A 17,133-nucleotide genomic window follows, 5' to 3' on the forward strand; every position below is an offset into this window, starting at 1 on the left:
ATGGTTCAACGCAGAACATTTCTCAAAGCACTCGCGGGCGGTGTCGCCGGTCTGAGCGCCGTCCCGGCCCTCGCCGGTCTGAAACACAAACCCCTCCGCCTCGGCAAAGGCGGCGGCCTCAAAAAGCTGGTGGTGCTGTTTCAACGCGGCGGCAACGACGGGCTCAACACGCTGATCCCCGTTTCCTCCGCCGAGTACAACCACTACCGCAGCTTGCGACCCACGCTGGGTTTCACCTCCGCGCAGCTTTCCAACGTTCCGGGCAGTAGCTTCTTCCGCATGCACCCCGCCCTGGACCCGCTGCTCCCGGCGATGAACGCGGGCCATTTTTCCTTCATCCACGCGGTCGCCTACCCCGGTTCCGACCGTTCCCACTTTGAATCCCAGAGTTATTACGAAACGGCGATTCCGGGGAACGGGATCTCCGCGGGCTGGCTCAACCGCTTCCTGGCCAACACGACGGGCCCCGGCTCGATCCGCGGCCTGCATATCGGCAACAACATTCCGCAAATGGCTTCCGGCCAGGTTCCCGTTCCCGTCAGTACCAACTTCGGGCGCCTGACCATGGCCGTCGACAATGAATTGGAAGGGGTCGAGGATGAAGCCATGCGCCAGAACATCCGCGCCATGTACAACTTCACCCCCACCGCCGGCAACGAAGCCGTGTACAACACGGGCCAACGCATTTTCGACATGCTCGACAGCTTCTCGACCCGAGATCGGGAAGACTACCAACCCGAAAACGGCGCCCAATACCCCGACACGGGTTTGGGTGATCGCGTCATGCACGCGGCCCAAATGCTGAAGGACGACGATTTCCTCGGGGTCGAGGTGGTCACCATCGACCAAGGCGGTTACGACACCCACGCCGCCCAGATCAACCCCGCCAACCTGACTGACGGCGAAACCCGTCACCAGGAATTGCTCTCCGAGCTGGCGCAGTCCATGGCCGCCTTCTACGCGGACATGGGTCCGGTGCGCATGCAGGACGTGATGTTCCTGGTTGTCACCGAGTTCGGGCGCCGCGCCTACCAAAACGACTCCAACGGCACGGACCACGGCACCGGCAGCTTGGCCATGGTCATGGGCGGCGGTTTGAACGGCACCCACATCGGTGGCGATGACATGTGGCCGACCCTGGGTGAGTTGCACCGCAACCACGATCTGGGTTGGACAACCGATTTCCGTGACATCTACTGGGAAATCATGCGCAACCACATGGGCGTCAACGACACCACGTTGGACACCATCATTCCCGGTCATACCTTCAACTCGGTGGGTATCATTACCTAATCCCCATCGAAGAAAATCCAGTTCATCCAATGAAAGGCGCCTCTCGCGCCTTTTTTTCTTGCGGGAGGGCACATGGACCCATTGACCCACATCATCGCGGTGATCCAGGCGCGGTTGGCGGCACAAGCGCACCCCTTGCTGTTCCGTATCGCGGGTGCCCAAGGAAGTGGAAAAAGCACCCTTGCCGCGAAGCTCACCGCGGTGTTTGCGGCTCAGGGCGTCCGAACCGCCGCCTTCTCCATCGACGACCTGTATCACACACGCGCCCAACGAAAAGTACTGGCCGCCCAAATCCACCCGTTGCTGGCCACCCGCGGCGTGCCGGGCACCCACGACCTCATGCTTGGCAACCAACTCCTGGACGCGTTAACCGCTGCCGGCCCCAAAACAGAAACCAAGCTGCCGGTCTTTGACAAAAGTCGCGATGACCGCGTGCCGTGCCAACAGCAAAAGGTATTTCAGGGCCGACCCCAACTGATTATTTGCGAAGGCTGGTGCATGGGCGCACGGCCCCAAAGCAAGGATGCCTTGGCGGCACCCATCAACGAATTGGAAAGGGACAGCGACCCGGACGGGATTTGGCGCACCTGGGTAAACCGGCAACTCAAAGACCCGTACCGCGCCTTTTTCGACCGCTTCACCCTTTCCCTGTTTTTAGCGGCACCGGGTTTTGAAGTGGTGTTGGATTGGCGCGCGCAACAAGAACGCGATTCGGCGCAAAGTAACCCGGGAGGAACCGGGGTCATGGATCGCGCGGGTCTATCGCGCTTCATTCAGTATTTCGAACGTTTAACGCGCCACATGTTGGCGGACCAGCCGCGCCACGCAAACCTGACCCTGGCCCTGAAAAAAGACCGAACCCCGGATCGTTTGACGATTCGCGGATTCGGCCTGTAGGAATTGGGACGCTTTAGGATAGCAATGAATGGAACCAGTTATTATTTGCGAGAGTTGTACTCGGCACGCAGAACGGGCAACAGTTGGCCCACGGAAATCACAAAGGGTTCCTCGGACAGGGTTTGCTTCATCGGCAAACGGGCCGCGTATTGGATCAAGTAGAGCAGATTACGTTTGTTTAAGTTGTTGAGGCGATCATTCATTTCGAGGCTGGCATCATTCATTCGAAGTGCGACACCAACCAGATCGTCTTGCTTGGAATCATTGTAGGCTTTGAGTTCTTCCAGGTTTGAGAGCAACCAAGAACGGTATTTCGCATCCGCGTCAAAGTCTCGCTGGAAGCGTTTGTCCCGGGTTTTGCGCAGCATTTTGGCCAAACCGTCGAGACTTTTGTTGTCAAAAAAAAGATCGCGATGGGAAGACGAGAACAGCATTTCGACAAACATGATCTCGCGGTTAGCCGGTTGGCGTTTGACAAGGTGGGCAACCAAAGCGGTGCCTTCCTCACGATCAAATGCAGAAACGGGCGTGAAGAAACCGGGAAGGAACAAAAGAAACAAAGCAAGCAGAGGGGATTTCATGCTGCAACGCTCCATGGACGGCAACGGGCACAAAAGCGACATCGCCGTCGGATTCGCGAGCCGGACGGCGCCGGATCACGTTTGGCGCCATGCTGCCCGAAATCGATGGATTATCGGTGAGAAAACTCCGATAAACCGATGAGAAAAACAAGAAGATCCGATGAGAATATTTTATCCCGGGCGAATATTTACTAGAATCAATTTGTTACGAAAATTTGCACAACCATGCCATTCATCACGCTCATAAATTTCTGCACCAGTACAGCGGAGAAAACCGCAAGTCCCTCATTTTCAAAAATGAGCCGTGGTCAAATCATGGCAGGCATGTCTTTTATTGGGTAATTACGATGAAGCCGTCTCAAAAATCGAAATAGTCAGACAGACGCGTCACTTTGGGTTTACAATAAAAGTCCCTCATCCCGAAAAACACCATCATTTCGATTATGCCCCTCGCGTGTGGCGGCCGAACTTGCTGTCGCGTCCGTGCGGCGGCGAAAAAGGAGCACTCATGAGCAAAATCGTCAGCAAAAGTGGTACCTGGTCCATCGATGTAAGTTCGCCGAGTCGCGCGGACACGCCGGTTCTCAAAATCCCCAACCTCACCCGTGGCAACTTGATTCGGGTGACGGCCAATTTCTTTGCTTCCCCGGACAAGGGGTTTTATTTCGACGTCAAAGCCACCAACGACGATGTGGTCGCCATGTCCCCCAGCGGCGGCCTGGCCCAAGGTTCCGGCGGATGGCAATCCTGTACACGGGTTGCCTACTTCCGGGTTGTCAAAGTTTCATCACCCTCGGGTGTCGAAGACGCGGATTTCGAGGTCCTGTTCTCGGCCGGTGATCTCGACGGTAAAGGCCGCCTCAACAACTTCTTATTGGAAGGCACGGTGGTCGCAACAACGGACGGCGACTAAACAACAGCGCCGCACGCATGACCCGGCGACAGACTTGCCCACACAAAAAAGGCGTGATACCGAGGTATCACGCCTTTTTTGTATAGCGATATCGTCTGTTACGGGAGCCGGGCGGGCGGCCCGACTTCATACTTAATAAGAAAAACTCTTGGCGGCGCCTTTACGAGAGCGCACTTCAATGTTGACGATGGAAATAAAATCGCCGCTTTGTTGGATGGAGCTGTGAACGTTGCCGAGCACCTCGCGATGGGCGGCGGGTTGTCGTTGCTGGGCACGCGCGTCTTCAATGGCGTGGCGCAGAAGATGGGCGTCGGCGGGGCAGGTTTCGCGAACCAAGCACATTTCATCCAAATTGTAGAACTTAAGCTGTGACATACGTACCTCGGGGAGTGGAGACCTATTGAACCGGGAGAAGGTTCAGATGTTGGTGATGAGGGCAAGTCTTGCGTGAAGCGGAGCAAGACACCGGAACCAAGAAGTGCCGGGCGAACAACATCCATGCATGAAGCGATGATCAATAAACCTAAATTGAGCGATTCTTGGCGGCGCCCTCGCACAACCTGTTGGGCTGCAACATGTCGTGAAAATGCGCGACGTACTTTACAAGTACGCCTGTGCTTTTCCCAAACCGTTTCGCTCCAACATTTTGTGCGATCGCATCCACCCGAATCGCACACTTTAGGTATAAATAAGCGGGGAGGGAACCCACCCGTGGGAGGTGGGGGTTGTGGTCGGCTGGACCATACCGCCGAACCGCATACTATTAATATAAGCATTCTCGGACGTAACGCAATAAAAAAAGGGCACAAAGTTTAATTTTTCGATAGTCAATTTTGTACAAAGAATAATATCAAGGAAAGCGTGACAATTCTGAACGTTTGTCAGGATTTGGCCGTTTTTTGATAAACCAATTCATTTTCACGCGAGCGGCGGATTTCCATCCACAAAGCATTCTTTGACATTTTCAGACAGCTACAACCAAAAACCAAAACCCTAACACAAACAAAACATAGCACTTACAAAACAAGCACAAGGATAACCAAAAACTACCAATCGATCACCTCGAAGATTTCCCGAGCCAACCACCGCGAAAATCTTGGAACGCCCCGACAAAAAGCCGACCCCGGCCTCACCGAGAGAATGAACAGCAAGGTTGATCTTTGGATAATTATTTGGGGTTATCCTTAAATCGATACGAACCCTTTTGAATAAATTTATAGTATTTAAATTCCTCATCAAAGTACACCCTAAAAAACGCCCTTAACCCACTAATTGCCGCGTCAAAAATGTCAAAAAAATTGCTTCAAGTGTCAAAAGGGCACCCATTTCTTACAACTAACACCCACAAACCCAGCCCGTTTGGTCAGATACAAAAAAATGCGGGCACCCCCAAAAAAAGGAGGGTCCACGACCTCAAACAACGGTTGTATTTTCGGGAGGCGCCCCGGGCGAACCCATGCCCCTACCCTTCGTGCTCCGGTTCGTTTTCGTCGGCTTGTGGGTCCACTTGGAACAGCACCAGCAAGGCGGGCAGCAGGGTGATCGACACCACCGCGGTGCAGAGCGCCCCGATAATGGCGACGGCACCCATCGAGCGCAGGCCCTGGTAATGGGACAGAATCAGCGAACCAAAACCGCTGACCGTGGTAAGCGCGGCGATCACAATCGCTTTGGCGGTACCGTCCAGCGCTTCAACGTCGCCGTTGGACTCGTGCCACCGGTGGATTAAATGAACCCCGTAATCCACACCGATCCCAATGACCATGGTGAATACAAAGATGTTCATGACGTTGACGGGAAGGTCGAACGCGGCCATCAAGCCGACCATCCACACCATACCGACCCCGAGGGGAACCAGCGAGAATACAGCCCGCAGAAACCCGCCCAAATCAACCGCAAGGAAGATAAAAACCAGCACCATGCCGAGCAATGCCGCCAGCCAGGCGTCTTCCCAGACCACTTGTTTTAGTTCACGGGAGATCACCACGGGTCCCGTCAGGATCACGGACGGGTGGCGATCCGCCAGCGCCTGTAGGCCGGGCGGCGTTTGGCGGCGCCAGCGATCCGGCGGCGGGTAGGCGTAAATCAACACCGAGGTCACACCCTCTTCCGTTTGAATGTAGCGTTCCAAGATGCGGCCCACCTTGGTATCGGCCAAGGTCGTAAAGGAGAGCGGTTCGGTCACCTTCAGCGATGCCAGCAAGGGCGTAAGTGCCTCGTGAAAAGGCGCGGCATTGAGGCCCTGACGATCCAAGGCGGCGTCAAAACGCTGCAAAAAAGCGGTTTCATCGATGTTGACGGTTTTGAGCGCGGCAAGGGTTTCCATTTGCTGGGAACGGCTGGGCAGGAAGGCGACCGGCGAATCAATTTTGGCCAAATCACCCTCGGCCACCAGCCTGTTGAGTTCGCTCATGAGCCCGCGTGCCCGCGTCAGCGCCTCTTCCTCGGTTGCCCCGTCTACCCGCAACATCAGGGGCACAAAACGGGTGCCGAAGGCGTTCATGAGCGTGCGCATGTTGGCGGCGCTGCGGCTGTCGGTGGCGCGCATGTTCATCAAGTCGTCGTCGTAACGCAGGTTGACGGTAAAGGCACCCAGCACCAGGGTTACCAGCGCGCTCACCCACAAAACGGGCCGCGCGTAACGGTGACTCCATACACACAACTGCTCGGCGCCAAAGGCGTGGAGGCGAAACCGGCTTTCGTCGCGGTTGCGTTCAAGCAAGGTCAACAAGGCGGGTAAAATTAAAAATACGGTCACAACCACAATCAAAATCCCGGTCCCCGTCAGCAGACCCAACTCGGCGAGGCCTTTAAAACCCGAAATCAGGAAGGCGTAAAAGGTCGCGGCGGTGGTGACGGCGCCGAGCAGGACACCCACGGCGGTGTGGCGACCCATGGCGGTAATCGCCTGGTCGTGATCGCCGCCGGCGCGGCGCTCCTCGAGATAGCGGCTGTAGAGCACAATAATGAAGTCGATCCCCAAACCGATCAACAGCGCGGCAAAGGCCGAGGTCGCGGCATTCAGGCGACCCAGGAACAGTGCTACAAAGGCAAAGGTCAGCACCAAGCCGGTGACCAGCGGTGCCAAACTGATGAGGATCGCGTTCAAGCGGGCAAAAGCCAGCGTAAACAAGGTAACCACCAAGGCCAGTGCAACCAAGGCACCAATCCCCATGTCGCGGGTAATGAGTTGGCTGTCTTCCAGCGCGGCGGGGTAACCGCCGGCGTAAATGACCTCGGGCGGCGCGCCTTCCCATTCGTCCTCGGCCCAGGTCTCGTTGACGCGTTGTTCGATTTCAGCGAGATCGGCCATCAAGCGGCGGTCAAAGGGCAAATTGGCGGCGACACCGTTGGGTTTGACGAACATCATTAAATAGCGACCCTCGCGGTCGATGATGTACCCGGAATCGGTGTCAAACCGTGACCCCAAATCGCCCTGAACGAAATCGCCGATCAGCAGCGGCAAAATCCCGAGCGGATCCTTGCGGATCAATTCTTTGACGCCGAGGCTAAAGGGTGAACGAACCCGCTCAGCAAGCTGGGCGGCGGCCTGATCGACACCTTCCTCACCGAACTTGGCGGCAAAGGCAGGCACCTGTTCGGGCGGCAGGAACAAGGTCACCCGGTCGAGCAGTTCGTCGGCGGCCTCGGTGAAGTCTTGCAGGCGGTATTCAACCCAGTTGATGTTCTCGGAGGCACGCATTTCCTCGGCGAGGATGTCGGCATAGGTGGTATCGGCCTCGAGGTCGCGGTCGGGGTTGAGCTTCAAACCGACCAACAAAATATCAATCGACCCGAAGCGTTCCATGGTGGTGCGAAATTCATCCACGCTGGGATTGTCCTCGGGGATCAAGGCGAGAATATCGGCGGCGATGCGCACGCGGGTGGCCAAAAAGGCGGCCCCAATTAAGAGGAGGGCGGCGCTGACCAGCACCCCGACGGGGTGAGACGCGGCAAAACGCACCAACTTAAGGGGTAATTGGCGGGGCAAGAAACCATTTTTCATAAAGTTCTCAGTTCGCGCGACGAGGATACGGAACGGAGCGGCGACGGATTCGTCCAAAGGGTGAACCCGCACCTTGGGGGACCGCATCGAAGCGGGTAAATCATACGGACTTAGCCGTCGGAGCGAACCCGCCTTTGTTCAGCAGTTCCGATGGGAAACGCGGGGAAGGGTCGCACCCTGTAGCAAATAAAACCGTGCGGCCCAGCAGGTGGGCCGCGTAAAACGCGTTAGGCGCTTAGCTGGGCGATGAGCTTGTCACTCCAACCTTCGGTAATGAAACGGAAAACCCAGGAGTTGCGGCGTTTCATGCAATTGAACGCTTCTTTGAAGTCCAACAACATGGTGATTCGCCGGCTGTCGGTCAGCATTTCACCGACATCGTGGGTGGCAACCACTTTGAAACCGAGTACGCGTTTGTGAAAGCCGTAAGGCGTGTTGGGATCGGACTCAAAAACATCGGTGATGTAGTGGGTAAATCCTTTTTCCACGGTTTCGGTGGAGGCGGCACGCATCAACATGGCGGCAATGTGAATTTTGCGGCGGAACTCGGGCAATACGGCGAAGCGACCCACCTCGGCGATGCGGTTGTTGCGAATAAACGCCTCCACATCCAGGCTGGGATCAACGGGTTTAAAACCGTACTCTTCGTAAAGGTCGACCGGAAGGGCGTACAAAACGCGGGTCACACCCAGGGCTTGGCCCTCGCGGCTGACCATAAACCAGGACACGTCGTCCCGCTCCAAATCGCTGGTCGGTAATAGGATTTCATGAGAAGGAACCCAACCTTTTTCTTCCAAAAAAACGGCCTGAATCACTTGCAGCGCGGCATCCCGCTGTTCGGATGTTTTGATTTTGGAGACCGACAATTCGTCTTTAAAGGACATACTTCCTCCTCTTGTTTGCTTGGAGATCCCAGGATTTACCGGAAACCTTCGCTAATTCGGTCATGACATGGCAGTGTAGTTCGTGAACGTGACGCCGTTTCGGCGCATCCTCCGGGGGATGCGACGGCGTGATCGGCTTACCGACGACCAGCTTCATCTTGGCGAAGTCGGAGATCGGCTTGTCGACGGGGTGGTAGGGGAAGCGGATCCCAATCGGTAAAATCGGTACACCGGTTTGCAGCGCCATTTTAGCAGCACCGGGCGATCCACGCATGAGGCGTTGCGGATCGCGATTAATCGTCGCCTCGGGAAAGACACCGATGGAAGACCCGTTGCGCAACAGGTTCAAAGCCTGTTCCTGCGCGGGAACCCCGGTGTCAAAGCGCGATTTAAAGCGGTTGAAAAACCGGAATTTAGCATTTTTGTGTGTCAGCAGAATGACATCGTTGCGGCGGTAGAGCACGCCGACACCGGGAATGAGCATCATCGGCCAATCGGCGAGGAAATGAATGGTTTTACCATCACGCAAGTAGGTTAACAACGCGGGAACCAGCACAGCTTCCAAGCGCTGGTTGTGGTTGAGCACCACGATCATGGGGTCGTTTTCGGTACCGACCACGCCCAGGTCGTTTTCAATTTCCACGACAAAACGTTGCGCCAACCAGACCATGGAGCGCAAAACGCGAGACGGGTACCGAGGATTGTGATGGGGCAACGGATGGCGCATAATCTGGCGCAATTTGAGCCCGAGGGGAGGGACCAATAACTTTTCCGTCATAAAGGACCTCCGGGAGAAAAAACCATCCATCGATTTTGCAAAACGACATCCACCCAAGATTTTTCTGCTGAAAGCACCTTCAGCCTTTTCTCGCGGCAACCGTGAGAAAAAGCGCGACGCAACCCAAAGTTGCGTTTGGCGCACGTTCGCATCCTAACCGATGCAGCGACCCGATGGTACAAAAACCGGGGTTGACGCAACGGCGCGTGATGATCGGGGGACGACCGCGAAGTTCGTCACACAAATCACACAAAAACCAACGAACCCTATACCAAAACAAACTTAAGCAAAGGTTGTCAAGCGGGGCCGCCGGTACAAGGCGTCTTTTTCCACCCAACGCGCCTCGGTTGGGAGCGCCGCCTTGTAACAAGTCGACTATTCTAGCCTAAATCGGGGTCAGTTTTGTTTAGCTTCGATGATTTCCTTAATGATTTTTTGTAGCGTGGCGTCCGCCAATTCATTGGCCACCTGACAGGTCCCCGCGGCATGGTGCCCGCCGCCGCCGTAAGTGAGCATTAACTCACCGATGTTGACGGGATGGTTGCGATTAAAAATCGATTTACCCACGGCAAACACGGTGTTTTGGCGGCGCAAACCCCACATCACGTGAATCGACACCTCGCTCTCCGGGAACAGCGCATAAATCTTAAAACGGTTGCCGGTGTAAATGACTTCCTCGTCGCGCAGGTCCAGGACCACCACGCTGTCGTGCATGGTGGCACAGCGTTTGATCTGTTCGTCAAACTTGCGTTCATGTGAGAAAAACATGTCCATGCGTTCCTTGACGTCGGGCAACGCCAAGATATCGTCAATGGTGTGGTCTTTGCAGTAATCGATCAGGTCCATCATCAATTGGTAGTTGGAAATACGGAACTTACGGAAGCGACCGAGCCCGGTCCGGGCGTCCATCAAAAAGCTGAGCAGCACCCAACCCCGTGGATTGAGAATGTCTTCGCGTTCGAAATCCGCGGAGTCGGCCTTGTCCACCGCCTCCATCAAATCTTCGCCAATGCGCGGAAAGGTATCCAAACCCCCGTAGTAGTTGTAAACGACGCGGGCGGCCGAGGGCGCGTTGGGATCAATCACGTGGTTCTTACGTTCAGCCAGCGGGGTGCGTAAGGTTTCACTGTAGTGGTGGTCAAACGCCAAATAACAGCCCGGCACATAAGGCAGGTTGGTGGTGATATCGCCGGCGTTGACGTCGATTTTCCCATCCTGCATGTCCTTCGGGTGGACAAACATAATTTCGTTAATCATGTCCAATTCTTTAAAGAGGACGGCACACACCAATCCGTCGAAATCACTGCGGGTCACCAAACGATATTTTTTCTTTTCCGCTTGAGCGTCCGTATTCATGGACTTTACCTCCAACTATTGCAATCCCATGTGGCTTCCCTTCTCCCCGGCCTCTCACTTTCACCGCCGTCTTGGGCGCTAAACCGGCAACCGACCCACCGCGGTACCTGCTCGGTACGGGGTATTGTTCGGGACAATCAGCGGAAACTCCGCCTGCTACGGACAGAGGAACCAACCAACCGCGAGTGTTTCAATCAAGGAATTCAATGTTTAGCCTACCCCATTCGGTATTCAGGATGAAAGAGCAAAGGGCCGGGGTTGGTTCAATTTCCGGCTAGGAGGTTGGGATGTTTGGCTTGGCGCTTTGATCGGGCTTGGCTTGGTATTCGTTTTTTTTTCAGGATGGGCGGTTGGCCGGGGTGTTTTGCCACGCGGGGATCGCGCCGCGGCTTTTTTGCGAGGGGCGGTTGGCCACATGTTTTGCCACGCGGGGATCGCGCCGCGGCTTTTTGGGATGGGTGGTGGGTTGGGGGTTTTGCCACCCGGGCGGTGTGCCGCGATCAACCGCTCGGCGACGCCGCAACCCACCCCCTTCGTGCCTTCCTCTTGTCGGGCGGCCTTCGATTTCGTTATACTGGGCGAGTTTTTCCAACGATTCATCATTGTTGCGGCCGCCCGTGCCCTTCCGGCACACGGTTTTGTTGCGCCGCCACGGTTTCAAACGCTCGGTGCTCTCAACGAATAACATTCCGAAACTCTGATCCAGGTTCGAACATTATTTAAAGAAGGTACGACAATGACGACCAATGATCACCAACGCGTTCGTCGCGGTATGGACACCGATTCGATCCACAAGGATTTACAAGACCATCTGAATTTTACCTTGGCCAAAGACCAGGAAGGCGCGAGCCAGCTCGATTTCTACCAGGCCCTGGCCTATACGATTCGTGATCGGTTGATTGACCGTTGGTTACAGACCCGGAAGACCCACAAAAAGAACAAGGTCAAACGCGTTTATTACCTGTCCCTCGAATTTCTCATGGGTCGCGTACTTCACAGCAACGTGCAAAACCTAAACATTGAGAAAGAGGTTCGCAGCGCGGTCGAGGAACACGGCCTCGATTACGAGACGTTGCGCAACGAAGAAGTCGACATGGGCCTGGGCAACGGCGGCCTCGGCCGACTGGCCGCCTGTTTCATCGACTCCATGGCCACCCTTAACATTCCCGCTTACGGCTACGGCATTCGCTACAACTACGGCATCTTCCGCCAGGAAATTGAAAAAGGCCGCCAGGTCGAACAGCCGGATGATTGGCTGAAATGGGGCAACATTTGGGAAGTGCCGCGCAACAACCTTCAGTTTCAAGTGAATTTCGGCGGGCGCGTCGAAATGGGCAAGGACGACAAGGGCAACCTGTGCCCGCGCTGGGTCGACGCCCACCCCGTCATCGGCATTCCCTACGATGTGCCCATTGTCGGTTACGGCGGAAAAACGGTGAACACCTTGCGCCTGTGGACGGCCCACGCCCACGAGGATTTTGACTTCGAGGACTTCAACAAGGGTGATTACATCAACGCGGTTGAACACAAGGTGACCGCCGAGAACCTGACCAAGGTTCTGTACCCCAATGATTTACACTACCTAGGTAAAGAACTGCGCCTGCGCCAACAATACCTGTTTGTCTCTTGTTCGTTGCAGGACATTATCGCGCGGTTCAAGGACGAGTGCGACGATTGGAACGAGTTCCCGGACCGCGTCGCCATCCAGCTCAACGACACCCACCCCAGCTTGGCGGTACCCGAGTTGATGCGCATCCTGGTGGACGAGGAAGGTTTGGGCTGGGATCACGCTTGGAGCCTGTCGCTGCGCACCTTGGCCTACACCAACCACACCTTGATGCCTGAGGCGCTGGAAAAATGGTCGGTTGAGTTGATCGAAAAACTGTTGCCGCGCCACCTGCAGATCATCTACGAGATCAACCAACGCTTTATCAAGGACATCGCGGCCAAGTTTCCCGGCGACATGCACCGCATCGGCCGCATGAGCATCATCGAGGAAGGCGAGCACCGTCAGGTTCGCATGGCGCACCTTGCCATCGTCGGCTCCCACAGCACCAACGGGGTGGCCGAGATCCACACCGAACTGCTGAAGGAGCGGGTTGTTCCCGATTTCGCCGCCATGTATCCCGAACGTTTTAACGCCAAAACCAACGGCATCACGCAACGGCGCTGGTTGCTGGATTGCAACCCCGACCTCGCCGAGTTGATTACCGAAACCATCGGCGACGGCTGGATCACCGATCTGAAACAGGTCGCCAAGCTCAAACCGCTGGCAGACGACCGCGCCTTCTGTGACCGCTTCGCCCAGGTGAAGTTCGCGGCGAAGAAACGGCTGTCTGATTTCATGAACGCGGAATGGGATTGGGAAACCGACCCAACCTGGATCTTCGACGTTCAGATCAAACGCCTCCACGAGTACAAGCGTCAGTTGATGAACGCGATTCACATCGTCATTCTCTACAACCGCTTGCGCAAGAACCCCGACATGGATTTCCATCCGCAGTTGTTCCTGTTCGGCGCCAAGGCCGCGCCGGGTTACTTTATGGCCAAGCTGATCATTAAGTTGATTAACAACATCGGTGACATGATCAACCGCGACGAATCGGTTCGCCACAAACTGCGCGTTCACTTCCTGCCCAACTACCGGGTAACCCTTGCCGAGAAGCTGATTCCGGCCACGGAAGTATCGGAGCAAATTTCGACCGCGGGCACGGAAGCCTCGGGTACGGGCAACATGAAGTTCATGTTAAACGGTGCCTTGACCATCGGGACCATGGACGGCGCCAACGTGGAAATGGCCCAAGAAGTCGGCCGCGAGAACATGTTCATCTTCGGTTTGGACGCGGCCGAGGCCAAAGCCCTCTCCGAAAACTACGATCCTTACGCCTACTACCAGCAGGACGAAGAAGTGCGCGAGGCGCTGGACCTGATCTTCTCGGATCATTTCAGCATTTTGGAGCGCGGCATTTTCGAACCGATCCGCCACGCACTCTTGGAAGGCGGTGACCGTTACCTGTTGCTGGCCGACCTACCCGCCTACCGCGCGGCCCAGGAAGAGGTTCAGCGCATCTACAAGGACCGCGAGGAGTGGACACGTCGCGCCGTCTTGAACACGGCCTGTTCCGGTAAGTTCAGCTCGGATCGCACCATCAGTGAATACGCTGAAAAGATCTGGGGCACCAAACCGCCCCGGAAGTAGCAACCAATCGCCATCCCGTCAACGGCAACACAGGGGGCCCCGTCGCGCAAATGCACGGCGGGGCCCCTTCCTCTTTTAAATTTCTCGGTGTCATCCCCTTCAGGGATTTCCCGTCCGTGAACCCCCGCCACCTTGGGTGGGGCCGCACACACGAATGCGTGTGCTCAAATCGCGCGCCGGGACAAGCTGGGGGCTGATCCGGCGTACCCCGGAGGGGTTCGCACACCCCAACGCGTGGTCCACAACTGATTTAAACGGTGAGCCGGAGGCGAACGACCTTTGGTTACGCCGAGGGCGTTACGGATTTCAGCCCTGGGTAATGGGTTGTGGAACAACCCATTACCCAGGGTCCCCGGGCGTTCCCGTCGTGTAGGCGCTGAAGGCGCCGGCACCACAACCCTTCACAACGTTCTTGGTGTCATCCCCTTCAGGGATTTCCCGTCCGTGAACCCCCGCCACCCACCACGCCGCCCATCCGCCACCCATCACCACATCCTAAGAAATGTCGCTTCCCAAGCCAGGCCCCACCGGGACACCCATTTCCCCCATCCATCACATCCTCTCTCGTGTTTGCCAAAAGACCTTGCTATGATCGTGACGTTTTGAAGAACCGTCGTCGCAGTATTTCGTGCCGGCAAGCCCCGGCCCATCCGGCACGAAGTTTCGGTGACCTGAACAAAACATTCGTGCCGGCAAACGCCTTCCCCACCCGCATGCTTTCCCACCCCGCCACGGGGCCGGCCGCGGTCAAGGACGTCCACCGCCACGACTGTTTGGCGCGTCCGTTTCAGGTGACACTGCGACCTTGGGAACCTCACGGCACCTCGCCGCGCCGTTCCGTCGCTCTTCACACAACCCGAGCACGCTGCACCAGCTTAAGGTTCCAGCAAGAGAAACACGCCGTTTCCCCTCTCCTACCGTGCGTTCTCACCATGCCCGGTGTATGTTGAAATTTAAGCGCCAAAGGGTCACAGAAGCTTCATGGTCAATCAGGCTCATTCGATTTTGAACGTCCCCCGCGATTGTTTCGCTTCCGGCACGCTTCGTGAAAGCAGCGAAACGCCGCAAGGCAACGAACGGCAACACGATCAAGGGGTCACGATGAAGGTAACGTCCTCACTCATTGAACTCATCGGCAACACACCACTCGTCGATATCAGCAGCATCGTCCCCGCGGGCGGCGCCAAACTTTTCGCCAAGCTGGAGTACCTCAACCCCGGCGGCAGCATCAAGGACCGTCCCGCGCTGGCCATGATCGAAGCGGCCGAACGCGACGGACGCCTCGAACCGGGCATGACCATCGTCGAACCCACCGCCGGCAATACCGGCATCGGTTTGGCCCTCGCCGGCAACCTCAAAGGTTACCGCACGGTCTTTTTCGTGCCGGACCGCATGAGCCACGAGAAAATCGTGTTGATGCAACTCTACGGCGCGGAAGTCTTTCTCGTAGACAAATGCCACGGCATGACGGGCTGCATCGAACGCGCCCACGCCTACGCCGCCCAACACGGGCGCTGCTTCGTGCCACTCCAGTTCGAGAACCCGGCCAACCCGGAACAAGCGGAAACACGCTTAGGGGCTGAAATCGAACAGCAGTTGGGTTATGTTCCCGACGGGATGGCCATCGGCGCGGGTACCGGCGGCACCTTTACAGGCTTGGCCCGCTGGCTCAGCAACGCCAATCCCGATTCGGTACGCTGGTTGGTTCAACCGGAAGGTTCCGTCTTCCGCGGCGATGAGAAACGGCCTTACCTCGTTGAGGGCATCGGCAATTCGTTTGTTCCAAAAAACCTGGATCTTCATTTAGCCCATCGGATTCTCGATATCCCCTGCACCGTCGCCTTCGCGCGTTGTCGCGATTTGGCCAGGCGCTTGGGCATCTTGACCGGCGGGTCCGGCGGCGCCAACGCGGAAGCCGCGATTCAATTGTGTACCCAACTGGGCGAAGGGAAATCGGTGATCACCGTTTTCCCGGACAACCTCGAGCGTTATGCGAGCAAAGAATGGGTTCGGAATTTAGTACAAGGGGAAAACTAACCATGGGATTTTCGACAGATTGCGTTCACGCCGGCCAGTGGATTGATCCACATTCCGGCGCGGTCATGGTACCGATTTATCAAACTTCGACTTACCAACAACAAGGCATCGGCAAACACAAGGGCTACGAGTATGCGCGCACCCAAAACCCGACCCGCCAAGCCCTGGAAGACAATGTGGCCGCCCTGGAAAAAGGCGCCTGCGGTTTTGCCTTTGCCTCGGGCATGGCGGCCATCAACGCCCTGATGTCCCTGTTTGAAGCGGGCGACCATTTTATTGTCACGGGCAACACCTACGGCGGGACCTTCCGCCTGTTCGACCGTATTTTGCGGAAATTCGGCCTGACCTTTACCTTTGTCGACACCTCCAATTTGGACGCGGTCAAAGCGGCGATTAAACCCGAAACCAAAATGATGTTCGTGGAAACGCCGACCAACCCCATGCTCACCCTGACCGACATCAAAGCGGTGGCGGCGGTCGCCAAGGAAAACAACATCCTGTTGTGCGTCGACAACACCTTCGCCACCCCGTACCGGCAACGCCCCATCGAATTGGGCGCGGACTTCGTCAACCACAGCACGACCAAATACCTCAACGGCCACAGCGATTGTGTCGGTGGGGTGTTGGTCGCCAAGGACGAATCCTGGCGCGAGAAAATCCACTTCGTACAGAACTCGGCGGGCGCGATCCTCGGCCCGATGGATTCCTGGCTGACCCTGCGCGGCATCAAAACACTGGCGGTGCGCATGGACCGTCACGAAAGCAACGGTCGCGCGGTGGCCAAAGCCTTGACGGAAATGAAAGGCGTCGGCAAAGTCATCTACCCCGGCCTGGACAATTACCCCCAGCGCGAACTGGCCCTCTCGCAAATGGGCTCCTTCGGCGCCATGGTTTCCTTTACGGTGGAAAACCAGGAACGCGCGGAGGAAGTGCTGACCCGCTTCAAACTCTTCAGCCTCGCCGAATCACTGGGCGGCGTCGAATCCTTGGTCTGCCACCCGGCCACCATGACCCACGCGGCGGTACCCGCCGAGGCCCGTGCCGAGCTGGGCATTAGCGACGGCCTGATCCGCCTCTCGGTCGGTATTGAAGACGAGGCCGATTTGATCGCTGACTTGGTCCAAGCCGTCAACGGCTAAACCGTCACCCACATAAATCACCGGACGCATGCCCTTCGCGGCATGCGTTT

12 protein-coding genes are annotated in these 17,133 nt (G+C 56.6%); 6 read left to right on the plus strand and 6 right to left on the minus strand.

All coding sequences use genetic code 11. From position 1 onward, the window contains the following. Together J3U88_RS31105 and J3U88_RS31110 are read left to right on the plus strand one after the other, a co-directional pair. Positions 1 to 1,293, plus strand: coding sequence for a DUF1501 domain-containing protein (locus tag J3U88_RS31105; protein WP_207862925.1), 1,293 nt, complete (start codon positions 1 to 3; stop codon positions 1,291 to 1,293). A gap of 72 nt (positions 1,294 to 1,365) precedes the next feature. Then, a complete protein-coding gene (locus tag J3U88_RS31110) occupies positions 1,366 to 2,190 on the plus strand; it encodes a hypothetical protein (RefSeq protein WP_207862926.1) in 825 nt (274 codons plus the stop codon). Positions 2,191 to 2,231: 41 nt separating this feature from the next. Here J3U88_RS31110 and J3U88_RS31115 read toward each other — a convergent pair whose 3' ends face one another. Next, positions 2,232 to 2,771 (minus strand): hypothetical protein, encoded by a 540-nt coding sequence (locus tag J3U88_RS31115; RefSeq protein WP_207862927.1) that lies wholly within the window; start codon positions 2,769 to 2,771, stop codon positions 2,232 to 2,234. Between the two features lie 508 nt (positions 2,772 to 3,279). Between J3U88_RS31115 and J3U88_RS31120 the strand changes: the two genes are divergently transcribed. Next, a complete protein-coding gene (locus tag J3U88_RS31120) occupies positions 3,280 to 3,684 on the plus strand; it encodes a hypothetical protein (protein WP_207862928.1) in 405 nt (134 codons plus the stop codon). Positions 3,685 to 3,816: 132 nt separating this feature from the next. Here the strand turns inward: J3U88_RS31120 and J3U88_RS31125 are convergent, their stop codons facing one another. The 5 genes from J3U88_RS31125 to J3U88_RS31145 all read right to left on the minus strand — a co-directional run bounded on the left by J3U88_RS31125 (position 3,817) and on the right by J3U88_RS31145 (position 10,708). Then, entirely contained in the window at positions 3,817 to 4,059 is a 243-nt protein-coding gene (locus J3U88_RS31125) for a hypothetical protein (RefSeq protein WP_207862929.1), read from the minus strand. A 1,087-nt stretch (positions 4,060 to 5,146) separates the two neighbouring features. Beyond that, a complete protein-coding gene (locus J3U88_RS31130) occupies positions 5,147 to 7,690 on the minus strand; it encodes an MMPL family transporter (RefSeq protein ID WP_207862930.1) in 2,544 nt (847 codons plus the stop codon). A 227-nt stretch (positions 7,691 to 7,917) separates the two neighbouring features. After that, a complete protein-coding gene (locus tag J3U88_RS31135) occupies positions 7,918 to 8,574 on the minus strand; it encodes a GNAT family N-acetyltransferase (RefSeq protein WP_207862931.1) in 657 nt (218 codons plus the stop codon). Further along, on the minus strand, positions 8,564 to 9,352 hold the full coding sequence (locus tag J3U88_RS31140; protein WP_207862932.1) for a lysophospholipid acyltransferase family protein: 789 nt from the start codon (positions 9,350 to 9,352) through the stop codon (positions 8,564 to 8,566). The genes J3U88_RS31135 and J3U88_RS31140 overlap by 11 nt, the downstream gene beginning before the upstream one ends. Before the next feature lie 396 nt (positions 9,353 to 9,748). Next, positions 9,749 to 10,708: an exopolyphosphatase gene (locus tag J3U88_RS31145; protein ID WP_207862933.1), complete on the minus strand. Its 960-nt coding sequence runs from the start codon at positions 10,706 to 10,708 to the stop codon at positions 9,749 to 9,751. Positions 10,709 to 11,444: 736 nt separating this feature from the next. Here J3U88_RS31145 and J3U88_RS31150 point away from each other — a divergent pair. From J3U88_RS31150 to J3U88_RS31160, 3 genes are all read left to right on the plus strand, one after another. Beyond that, positions 11,445 to 13,907, plus strand: coding sequence for a glycogen/starch/alpha-glucan phosphorylase (locus J3U88_RS31150; protein WP_207862934.1), 2,463 nt, complete (start codon positions 11,445 to 11,447; stop codon positions 13,905 to 13,907). Between the two features lie 981 nt (positions 13,908 to 14,888). After that, on the plus strand, positions 14,889 to 15,944 hold the full coding sequence (locus J3U88_RS31155; protein ID WP_207862935.1) for a PLP-dependent cysteine synthase family protein: 1,056 nt from the start codon (positions 14,889 to 14,891) through the stop codon (positions 15,942 to 15,944). A gap of 2 nt (positions 15,945 to 15,946) precedes the next feature. Beyond that, entirely contained in the window at positions 15,947 to 17,083 is a 1,137-nt protein-coding gene (locus tag J3U88_RS31160; RefSeq protein WP_207862936.1) for a trans-sulfuration enzyme family protein, read from the plus strand. The last annotated feature ends 50 nt before the right edge of the window (positions 17,084 to 17,133 follow it).

The organism is Acanthopleuribacter pedis (assembly GCF_017377855.1).
GTDB lineage: Bacteria > Acidobacteriota > Holophagae > Acanthopleuribacterales > Acanthopleuribacteraceae > Acanthopleuribacter > Acanthopleuribacter pedis.

Coding starts and splice junctions, on each gene's coding strand:
- J3U88_RS31140 (WP_207862932.1), bottom strand. CDS start 9,352: ATGACGGAAAAGTTATTGGTCCCTCCCCTCGGGCTCAAATTGCGCCAG.
- J3U88_RS31135 (WP_207862931.1), bottom strand. CDS start 8,574: ATGTCCTTTAAAGACGAATTGTCGGTCTCCAAAATCAAAACATCCGAA.
- J3U88_RS31160 (WP_207862936.1), top strand. CDS start 15,947: ATGGGATTTTCGACAGATTGCGTTCACGCCGGCCAGTGGATTGATCCA.
- J3U88_RS31155 (WP_207862935.1), top strand. CDS start 14,889: ATGGTCAATCAGGCTCATTCGATTTTGAACGTCCCCCGCGATTGTTTC.
- J3U88_RS31110 (WP_207862926.1), top strand. CDS start 1,366: ATGGACCCATTGACCCACATCATCGCGGTGATCCAGGCGCGGTTGGCG.
- J3U88_RS31130 (WP_207862930.1), bottom strand. CDS start 7,690: ATGAAAAATGGTTTCTTGCCCCGCCAATTACCCCTTAAGTTGGTGCGT.
- J3U88_RS31145 (WP_207862933.1), bottom strand. CDS start 10,708: ATGAATACGGACGCTCAAGCGGAAAAGAAAAAATATCGTTTGGTGACC.
- J3U88_RS31120 (WP_207862928.1), top strand. CDS start 3,280: ATGAGCAAAATCGTCAGCAAAAGTGGTACCTGGTCCATCGATGTAAGT.
- J3U88_RS31125 (WP_207862929.1), bottom strand. CDS start 4,059: ATGTCACAGCTTAAGTTCTACAATTTGGATGAAATGTGCTTGGTTCGC.
- J3U88_RS31150 (WP_207862934.1), top strand. CDS start 11,445: ATGACGACCAATGATCACCAACGCGTTCGTCGCGGTATGGACACCGAT.
- J3U88_RS31115 (WP_207862927.1), bottom strand. CDS start 2,771: ATGAAATCCCCTCTGCTTGCTTTGTTTCTTTTGTTCCTTCCCGGTTTC.
- J3U88_RS31105 (WP_207862925.1), top strand. CDS start 1: ATGGTTCAACGCAGAACATTTCTCAAAGCACTCGCGGGCGGTGTCGCC.